9 protein-coding genes are annotated in these 8,899 nt (G+C 62.9%); 1 reads left to right on the top strand and 8 read right to left on the bottom strand.

Annotation, left to right across the window (positions count from 1 at the left end):
* The 3 genes from AWB82_RS35805 to ndk all read right to left on the bottom strand — a co-directional run.
* The coding region (locus AWB82_RS35805; RefSeq protein ID WP_086973985.1) for a helix-turn-helix domain-containing protein at positions 1-758 on the bottom strand (758 nt) is incomplete at its 3' end.
* Between the two features lie 183 nt (positions 759-941).
* Entirely contained in the window at positions 942-2,084 is a 1,143-nt protein-coding gene (gene rlmN / locus AWB82_RS35800) for a 23S rRNA (adenine(2503)-C(2))-methyltransferase RlmN (RefSeq protein WP_086973986.1), read from the bottom strand.
* Positions 2,085-2,234: 150 nt separating this feature from the next.
* Entirely contained in the window at positions 2,235-2,660 is a 426-nt protein-coding gene (ndk, locus tag AWB82_RS35795) for a nucleoside-diphosphate kinase (RefSeq protein WP_086973984.1), read from the bottom strand.
* A 336-nt stretch (positions 2,661-2,996) separates the two neighbouring features.
* Here ndk and AWB82_RS35790 point away from each other — a divergent pair, with 336 nt between their 5' ends.
* Positions 2,997-3,695, top strand: coding sequence for a Bax inhibitor-1/YccA family protein (locus AWB82_RS35790; RefSeq protein ID WP_061120354.1), 699 nt, complete (start codon positions 2,997-2,999; stop codon positions 3,693-3,695).
* A 77-nt stretch (positions 3,696-3,772) separates the two neighbouring features.
* Here AWB82_RS35790 and rlmD read toward each other — a convergent pair whose 3' ends face one another.
* The 5 genes from rlmD to AWB82_RS35765 all read right to left on the bottom strand — a co-directional run.
* A complete protein-coding gene (gene rlmD, locus AWB82_RS35785) occupies positions 3,773-5,188 on the bottom strand; it encodes a 23S rRNA (uracil(1939)-C(5))-methyltransferase RlmD (protein WP_086973983.1) in 1,416 nt (471 codons plus the stop codon).
* A 59-nt stretch (positions 5,189-5,247) separates the two neighbouring features.
* Complete coding sequence (locus AWB82_RS35780) at positions 5,248-6,024, bottom strand: 3'-5' exonuclease (RefSeq protein ID WP_086973982.1); 777 nt, start codon at positions 6,022-6,024, stop codon at positions 5,248-5,250.
* Between the two features lie 48 nt (positions 6,025-6,072).
* Entirely contained in the window at positions 6,073-7,170 is a 1,098-nt protein-coding gene (gene rpoS / locus AWB82_RS35775; RefSeq protein WP_086973981.1) for an RNA polymerase sigma factor RpoS, read from the bottom strand.
* A gap of 12 nt (positions 7,171-7,182) precedes the next feature.
* Positions 7,183-8,148 carry a peptidoglycan DD-metalloendopeptidase family protein gene (locus AWB82_RS35770; RefSeq protein WP_086973980.1) on the bottom strand — a complete coding sequence of 322 codons (966 nt, stop codon included), beginning with the start codon at positions 8,146-8,148 and terminating at the stop codon, positions 7,183-7,185.
* 5 nt (positions 8,149-8,153) lie between these two features.
* Positions 8,154-8,899 (bottom strand): protein-L-isoaspartate(D-aspartate) O-methyltransferase (locus AWB82_RS35765; RefSeq protein ID WP_235023587.1); only part of this gene is annotated, 746 nt, incomplete at its 5' end.

Here is an 8,899-nt window from a genome sequence, read left to right as displayed (position 1 = left end):
GACGAAGCCGGCAGCGCGTTCGTGCCGAGCGGACGCGGCATCGGCTGCTCGCCGGGCGCGGCCGCCACTTCGGGCAACGATGCTTCGCCGGTGTTGGCCGCGGCTGCCTCGTCGGGCGTCGGCGCGGACGTCGTGTCGGCCGATTCGTTCGATGCGGACGCGGGACCGGATGTCGACGACAAGCCAATGCCGGTCGTCGCTTTCAGGCGTGCCAGCCAGTTGCTCGAATCGCCGCCGGTGTGCCACATCACGAGCGCCGCCAGCACGACGATGATCGCCAGCACGCCCCACAACCACGAACGTTTGCGACCCGACGAATTGCCGAGCGGCACCGACATGCGAGCGCGCGGCATACCCGTGCCCGCCGTAGCCGGCACCCGCAGATTTTGCTCGATATCAGCGCCGCTGCGCCGAAACGCCTGCGTGAACGGCGCCGGATCGGCGCCCAGAATCTTCGCGTAGCTGCGCACGATGCCTGCGGCGAACGTGCGATCGGGCAACTGGCTGATATCGCCCGCTTCGAGCGCCAGCAGCTTCGGCGGCGACACCTTGAGGCGCGCGGAAACGTCGTCGATCGACCATCCTTTCGCTTGGCGGAGCTGCGCGAGACGCGCGCCAACCGCCGGCATCGAGTCGAGAGCGCCCGGCTGGTTCGCATTCGATGCCGCCCCTTCCGGGTCGCCCTGCCCATCGTGCTGACTGCCGGGCCGGTTACCGGAATGACTGCCAAAAGGCGTCGGGTGCTGCGGCTCACTCATGCCAAATTCCTCGCATCGTTTCTTCTATATGGCGCTATTGCGTTGTTCGGTTTAAATAAACCACGTGCACGATACAACTGCAGCGCCATTGCAGACCGCTTTATAACAAAATGTTCGGCTTTTAGTGCCGCATCCAGACGCTTGCCGCGCCTTTTCGCTGCGACTTTTGATTCGGACGCTCCTTCAGACCGCCCGCACCTCGATCGTCTTGCTTCCCGCGCGGCCCATGCGTTCGGCAAGGCGCGTGCGGTCCTGCACCGCGCCCGCGAGTTGCCCGCAGGCCGCATCGATATCGTCGCCGCGCGTCTTGCGCACGGTCGTGACGATGCCGGCGTCCATCAGAACCTGCGCGAACCGCTTGATCTGCTCATTCTTCGAGCGCGTCAGGCCCGATTCCGGGAACGGATTGAACGGGATCAGGTTGAATTTGCATGGGACATCGCGCGTCACGGCAAGCAGTTCGCGCGCGTGCGCCTCCGTGTCGTTGACGCCGTCGAGCATGCAATATTCGAACGTGATGAAGTCGCGCGGCGCAACCTTCAGATAACGCTGGCACGCCGCCATCAACTCGCGCAGCGGGTACTTCTTGTTGAGCGGCACCAGCATGTCGCGCAGCGGATCGTTCGGCGCGTGCAGCGATACCGCGAGCGCCACCGGCAGATCGGCCGCGAGGCGGTCCATCATCGGCACGACGCCCGACGTGGACAAGGTCACGCGACGGCGCGACAAGCCATAGGCGTTGTCGTCGAGCATCAGGCGCATGGCCGGCACGACGGCGTCGTAATTGAGCATCGGCTCGCCCATGCCCATCATCACGACGTTCGTGACGACGCGCTCGCCCTTGCCCGGCCCGCCGACTTCGCGCCCGAGCGACTTGCGCAGCGCGAACTCGGCCATGCGCAACTGGCCGATGATCTCGCCCGTTGTCAGGTTGCGTGAAAAGCCCTGCTTGCCGGTCGAACAGAACCGGCAATTCACCGCGCAGCCCGCCTGCGACGACACGCACAGCGTGCCGCGCGTCTCTTCGGGGATGAACACGGTTTCGACCGCGTTGCCGTTGCCGACGTCGATGAGCCACTTGCGTGTGCCATCGGCGGAAACGTGGTCGCTAATGATTTCGGGCATCGCCATGTTGGCGCGGCCCTTGAGTTTTTCGCGCAGCGATTTCGCGAGATCCGTCATGCCGTCGAAGTCTTCGGCACCGTATTGGTGGATCCAGCGCTGCAATTGCTTGGCGCGAAACGGCTTTTCGCCCAGGCTCGCGCAATACGCGGTGAGCCCGGCGGCGTCGAGATCGAGAAGATTGACGGTGGTGCTGCTCGTCATGTCAAGTTCTGCCATTTCAGATTGCGAAGCCCGGAATCTGCTTCCCGGGACCGTTCGCGCCAATTCCTGCTTGTTTTCGTACCGCTATTGTTGCGTCGAGGCGCGATGCGCGCGAAGGCCGATGGACCAACGCGGTTTCCAACGTAAAAATTAACGCGAGTAGACGTTCACTTGCGGGAAGAAGAATGCAACTTCCTGCGCTGCCGTTTCTGCCGCGTCGGAACCATGCACGGCGTTCGCGTCGATGCTGTCGGCGAAATCGGCGCGGATCGTGCCCTTGTCCGCCTTCTTCGGATCGGTCGCGCCCATCAGGTCGCGATGCTTGCCGATCGCATTCTCGCCTTCCAGCACCTGAATCACGACCGGGCCGGAAATCATGAACTCAACGAGATCCTTGAAGAACGGACGTGCAGCGTGCACGGCGTAGAACTTTTCTGCGTCCGCGCGCGACAGATGAACCATGCGCGAAGCGATGATCTTCAGACCCGCGCTTTCGAAACGGCTGTAGATCTGGCCGATAACGTTCTTTGCCACTGCGTCCGGCTTGATAATCGACAGGGTGCGCTCGATCGCCATGAAAAACTCCAAAAAATGAACAGTTTACGGATTAAAACGAATCGACAATTGTAGCACGAAGCAAGGTATGATTGCGATTGAAACCTTACGGCATCGTAAGAATCAAAAGCTGCGAGGACTTAACCGTCCGGGCGGCCGAATCAGCCTTTCGGACTATTGAATTCGGCGCGCGCCGGGGCCATATTGGAGCAAAACGCAGCATCGCAACCGGACCGGTTTATGCGGCGGCGGCGCGAAGCGGTTCTAATACTGGCTTAAGTCCGCGCGCCTTATCATTCGTGTGTGACGGATGTCGCGGGAAGACCAAACGACTGACAATTGGAGCAAGGAGAAACCATGAACGAATCACCCTATAGTTTTGGGCGCAATGGCAGCGTCACCTCGGTCGAGGTGCGCAACCGCGTGCTGCGCAACACCTACTGGCTGCTCGCGCTCTCGATGGTGCCCACGGTGCTCGGCGCATGGGTCGGCGTTGCGACGGGCTTCTCGCTGTTCGCCGCCACCAGCCCGGCGATGAGCTTCATCGCGTTCCTCGCGATCGCATTCGGCTTCATGTTCGCGATCGAGAAAACGAAAGACAGCGGCATGGGCGTGGTCGTCCTGCTCGGCTTCACGTTCTTCATGGGCCTGATGCTCTCGCGTCTGCTGAGCTTCATTCTCGGTTTTTCGAACGGGCCGCAGCTCATCATGATGGCCTTCGGTGGCACGGGTGTGATCTTCGCGGCCATGGCGACTATCGCCACCGTCAGCAAGCGCGATTTTTCGGGCCTCGGCAAGTTCCTGTTCATGGGCGTGATCGTCATTCTGCTGGCCGCGTTCGCGAACATCTTCCTGCAACTGCCCGCGCTGATGATGACGATCTCCGTGCTCGCCATCGTGATCTTCTCGGCGTACATGCTGTTCGACGTGCAGCGCGTGGTGAACGGCGGCGAGACGAATTACATCAGCGCCACGCTCGCGATCTACCTCGACCTGTACAACGTGTTCACGAACCTGCTGGCGCTGCTCGGCATCTTCGGCGGCAACCGCAACTAATCGGCGGCTCGATTCGCGGAAAGGAAAAACCGGCCTTCGGGCCGGTTTTTTTGTTTCTGTGCTCAGCCGCAGCCGCGTCAGTCGCGCTCGAACAACGCAATCGATTCGACGTGCGACGTGTGCGGGAACATATTCACCACGCCCGCGCCCTTCATTCGATAACCCGCCTCGTGCACGAGCAGGCCGGCGTCGCGCGCGAGTGTCGCCGGATTGCACGACACGTAGACGATGCGTTGCGGCAACGGCCCGTCGCCGCTCTGGGCAATGTCCACGAGCGCCTTCGACACGGCGAGCGCGCCTTCGCGCGGCGGATCGACGAGGAACTTGTCGAAACGGCCGAGCGCGCGCAGGTCGTCGGCGGTCACTTCGAAGAGATTTCGGCACGCGAAGGACGTGTGGCCATCGACGCCATTCGCCTTCGCGTTCTCCAGCGCGCGGGCCGTCAGCGCCTCGCTGCCTTCGATCCCGACCACTTCGCGCGACACGCGCGCGAGCGGCAGCGTGAAGTTGCCAATGCCGCAGAACAGGTCGAGCACGCGGTCGGACTTCTCCGGTGCGAGCAGGCTGAGCGCCCGGCTCACCAGCACGCGATTGATCTGATGATTGACCTGCGTGAAATCGGTCGGCTTGAACGGCATGCGGATATTGAATTCCGGCAGCGTGTACGACAGCTCGGTGTCGAGCGGGTAGAACTGACTGACGGTGTCCGGCCCCTTCGGCTGGAGCCACCACTGGACGCCGTGCTCATCGGCGAAGGTGCGCAGCAGTGCTTCGTCGGCTTCGGTCAGCGGCTCAAGAATGCGCAGCACGAGCGCCGTCACGTCCGATCCTACCGCGAGTTCGATCTGCGGCATGCGATCGCGGATCGACAGCCCCGCCACCAGATGACGCAGCGGCACGAGCATCGCGGAAACGTGCGGCGGCAGCACTTCGCAGCTCGTCATGTCGGCGACATAACTGCTTTTGCGCTCGTGGAAGCCGACCAGCACGCCGCCCTTCTTCTCGACGTGCCGCACGGTCAGGCGCGCCCGATAGCGATATCCCCACGACGGCCCGTGAATCGGCCTGAACATGGTTTCGGCACGCAGCTTCGCCAGATGTTGCAGGTTGTCTTCGAGCACGCGCTGCTTCACCGCGATCTGCGCGCGCACGTCGAGATGCTGCATCGAACAGCCGCCGCAGATGCCGAAATACCGGCACTTCGGTTTCGCGCGAAGCACGCTCTCGCGCAGCACCTTCACCACTTGCGCCTGCTCGAAGCTCGGTTTTTTGCGGAAGCTCGAATAGCTCACGCGTTCGCCCGGCAGCGCGCCTTCGACGAAGATGACCTTGCCCGGCTCGCCGTCCTCGTTGACCGTGCGGCCGACGCCGCGCGCTTCCATGTCGAGCGACTCGATTTCGATTTCGGGCGCGACGAAGTTCGGATCGGGCGTGACGGATTTCGCCGGCGCGGCGCGGCGGCGATGCTGGGGTTTTCGGGCGGCTTCGGACACCTGCGTACTTCCTGACTTATCGTGGGGCAAAGGCGAGATTGTAGACGAACGTCACGATCTCATTTGGCGAACGCCGCCAGATATTCGGCCCAGTGCGGTGAAGTTTCCTGCGCGAGCGCGTTCTTGACGACGTTGATTTCGTCCACGTACTCGTCGGGCGTGAACCCGCCGCGCATCATCTGAAAACGACAGTACATCAGATACGTGTTGACGACATCCGTCTCGCAATAGTTGCGGATTTCGTCGATGTGGCCGTCGCAATACGCGTCCCACACCTTGCCGCCGTCCATGCCGAGCTTGCCGGGAAAGCCGCACAGCTTCGCGAGCGCATCGAGCGGCGCGTTGGCGCGCGCCTGATACATTGCGAGCACGTCCATCAGGTCGATGTGCCGCATATGGTAGCGGCCGATGTAGTTGTTGAATTTGAACTCGCGGTCGTCCTGACCGAGATCCCAGTAGCGCGGCGCGGCGACGCCGTGCACGAGTGCGCGGTAGTGGAGCACGGGCAGATCGAAGCCGCCGCCGTTCCACGAAACGAGTTGCGGCGTGTATTTCTCGATCACGCGATAGAACGACTGAATGAGCGCGGCCTCGCCGTCGGTCGTCGTGCCGAGCGAGCGCACGCGAAAGCCGTTGTTGTCGCGAAATACGCAGGAAATCGCCGCGACGCGCTGGAGATGATGCGGCAAGAAATTATTGCCGACGCGCTCGCGGCGCGCTTCGAACGCATGTTCGGCGACCTCGCGGTCGGAGAGATCGTCGGGCAAATCTTCGAGACGGCGAATGCCGTCGACATCGGGGATTGTCTCGATGTCGAAAACGAGAATCGGTGTCATTGAATTCCGGAGCGCGACGCCCCGAAACTGAAGGGCGTCGCCGAAGCGTTAAAGCACGGCGTCCTTGCGAACGCCGTTGGATGCGAAAAAGCGCTTGAGCCGCACGAGCGCCTCTTGCTGGATCTGGCGCACACGCTCGCGCGTGAGGCCCATTTCATCGGCAAGCTCTTCGAGTGTTGCGGGCTCGATGTGGTTCAGCCCGAAACGCCGTTCGATCACGTGCCGGTGTTTATCGGAAAGACGCGAAAGCCACAGCCGCGTGAGCGATTCGAGCTCGCGGTGCTGCACTTCCGCGTCCGGCGACTGGCTCTGGTCGTCGGAAAGCAGATCGAGCAGGCTGCTGCCCGGATCGAGGTCGAGCGGCGCGTCGAGCGAAGCCGTGTGTTCGTTAAGTGCGAGGATATCGGTGACTTCCTCGGGCGTCTTGCCGGTGAGATAAGCGATATCGTCGATGCTCGCGTCGCGGCGTTCAGGCGCGACGCTGTCAGTCGAATTGGCGGAATTTTTTTCCAGATGACGCTTCGCGCGCAGCACCTGATTGAGCTCGCGGATCACGTGCACCGGCAGACGCACCGTGCGCGCCTGATTCATGATCGCGCGCTCGATGCTCTGGCGGATCCACCAGGTGGCATAGGTCGAAAAACGGAAGCCGCGCGTCGGATCGAATTTCTCGATGGCGTGCATGAGGCCGAGATTGCCTTCCTCGATCAGATCGAGCAGCGGCACGCCGCGATTGAGATAGCCCTTCGCGATACTTACGACGAGCCGCAGATTGCGCTCGATCATCACCTGGCGCGCCTCGAATTCGCCCGCCTTCGCGAGTCGCGAATAGCGCTGCTCTTCCTCGACGGTCAAGAGCGGCTTCACGCTGATGCGGTTCAGGTAGTGCTGGATGGTGTCGGCCGTGAGCTCGGCCTGCAAGAGCGAGCGGAAGTCGTCGGGTTCCGGCGCGGAATCGTTTGCGCCTTCACCTGCTTCTTCGCTTCTTTTTCCGCGGTTGCCGCCCTCTTCCTCGGAGTCGACATCGACATCGACGTTGTCGATCTCTTCGTCTTGGGTCGAAGCACCGTCTTCCACCGACACTTGCAAAGGTCGGCTGATCTTCTCAGTCTCGGCTTGCGGCAGGCGGCGCTTCGTTTTTGGCATGATGGTTTCGCTTTATTGCGGCGGCAAATACTTCAGTGGGTCAACAGGTTTTCCCTGCCGGCGAACTTCGAAATGCAACATCACGCGGTCCGAATCGCTGTTCCCCATCTCAGCGATCTTCTGCCCTTTAGTTACCGCGTCTCCCTCTTTTACCATCAAAGCACGGTTATGTGCGTACGCGGTAAGAAAAGTCGCGTCGTGTTTGATGATAATGAGATTGCCGTAGCCGCGCAGCCCATTTCCGGAGTAAACCACTCGGCCATCCGCAGAAGCGTTGACCGCGTCTCCCGCCGCTCCGCCAATATTCAAACCCTTGTTCTTCGCGTCGTCGAACGTGCCGAGAATCGGACCGCGCGCCGGCCAGATGAACGCCGGCTGGCCCGCCGGAGCCGTCGCGTTCGCGTCCGCGCCAGGCACACCCGGCACGCCGGGCGCCGATGCCATGCCCGCTGCCGCCCCGGCCGTTCCGGGTGTCGCGCCCATGCCCGAATTCGGACCGTAATACGGCGGCGGCGTGTTCGCGCCCGGCTGCGGGCTCGCGTACGCATTCGCACCGTTCAGCGGCTGCGTCTGCACGCCGCCGCCTACGATCGGCGCGGTTGCCACGCCGGGCGTCGCCGCCGCGACATTCGCTCCCGGAGGCGCCACGCGCATCAACTGGCCGACTTCGATCTGGTTCGGGTTGGTCAGGTTGTTCCACGTCGCGATGTCGTGATAATTCTGACCGTTTTCCAGTGCGATCCGATATAGGGTGTCGCCCGGCTTCACACGGTAATAGCCCGGCGGCGGCGGGCCGTTGTCCGGCGTCTGCGCCGCCGTCGTGCCGAGGGGCGCGCCGGTTCGGTCGACGACCGGCGCCATGTCCATGCGCGTCGAACACGCCGCCAGCGCGGACAAAGCCAGCACGCACACGCCGCGCTGCGCCGCGCTCATGCGTTGGTCCGCACTTCCTTCTCGCAAAGCACGCAGGATACTCATCGGTGTCAAATCACTCCGGATTTTAAGGGTACAAAGAAAACGCGATCGAGCTGCTCTTCCCGCCATTGCGTCGCCGAAACGCGCGTGACGAGCGTCAGCACCTGCGACTGCGCGGCCTGCGATCCGACCGGCGCGACGAGCTTGCCGCCCACCGCCAGTTGATCGAGCAAGGCCTGCGGAACGTCGAGGCCCGCGCATGCGATCACGATTGCGTCGAACGGCGCGGCCGCGGTCAAGCCGAGACGGCCATCGCCGTAATGCAGCCTGATGTTCGGCACGCGCAACGGCCGAAGATTGAGCTTCGCGCGCTCCGACAACGGCCGCACGCGTTCGATTGAATAAACCTCAGTGGCGACTTGCGAAAGCACCGCCGCCTGATAGCCACAGCCGGTGCCGATCTCCAGCACCTTGTTCAGCGCACGCCCGGTCGCGACCAGCTCGATCATGCGCGCGACGACCGACGGCTTCGAGATGGTCTGGTGATGACCGATCGGCAGCGCGGCGTCTTCGTAGGCCTGCGCGGCGAGCCCCGGATCGACGAACATGTGGCGCGGCACGACCGACATCGCGTTCAGCACGCGCGGATCGGTCACGCCGTTGGAGCGCAGCCTTTCGACCATGCGCTCGCGCACCCGTTCCGACGTAAGCGTCTGCGTGCTCGCCAGCGCGACATTCGGCGCGCCTTTTTTCGTCGCGGTCGCGGTGGCGTTCAGGTCGCGCTCGGCGGGCCGCGTCGGGCGCAATGCGCTCG

It is taken from the genome of Caballeronia glebae, assembly GCF_001545035.1.
GTDB classification, from domain to species: Bacteria; Pseudomonadota; Gammaproteobacteria; order Burkholderiales; family Burkholderiaceae; genus Caballeronia; species Caballeronia glebae.
This window is presented reverse-complemented; position numbering and strand designations above follow the sequence as displayed.

What these genes read in the sequence shown, in the direction of transcription:
- rlmN (WP_086973986.1), bottom strand. Translation starts at nt 2,084, where the DNA reads ATGACGAGCAGCACCACCGTCAATCTTCTCGATCTCGACGCCGCCGGG.
- ndk (WP_086973984.1), bottom strand. Translation starts at nt 2,660, where the DNA reads ATGGCGATCGAGCGCACCCTGTCGATTATCAAGCCGGACGCAGTGGCA.
- AWB82_RS35790 (WP_061120354.1), top strand. Translation starts at nt 2,997, where the DNA reads ATGAACGAATCACCCTATAGTTTTGGGCGCAATGGCAGCGTCACCTCG.
- AWB82_RS35780 (WP_086973982.1), bottom strand. Translation starts at nt 6,024, where the DNA reads ATGACACCGATTCTCGTTTTCGACATCGAGACAATCCCCGATGTCGAC.
- rpoS (WP_086973981.1), bottom strand. Translation starts at nt 7,170, where the DNA reads ATGCCAAAAACGAAGCGCCGCCTGCCGCAAGCCGAGACTGAGAAGATC.
- AWB82_RS35770 (WP_086973980.1), bottom strand. Translation starts at nt 8,148, where the DNA reads ATGAGTATCCTGCGTGCTTTGCGAGAAGGAAGTGCGGACCAACGCATG.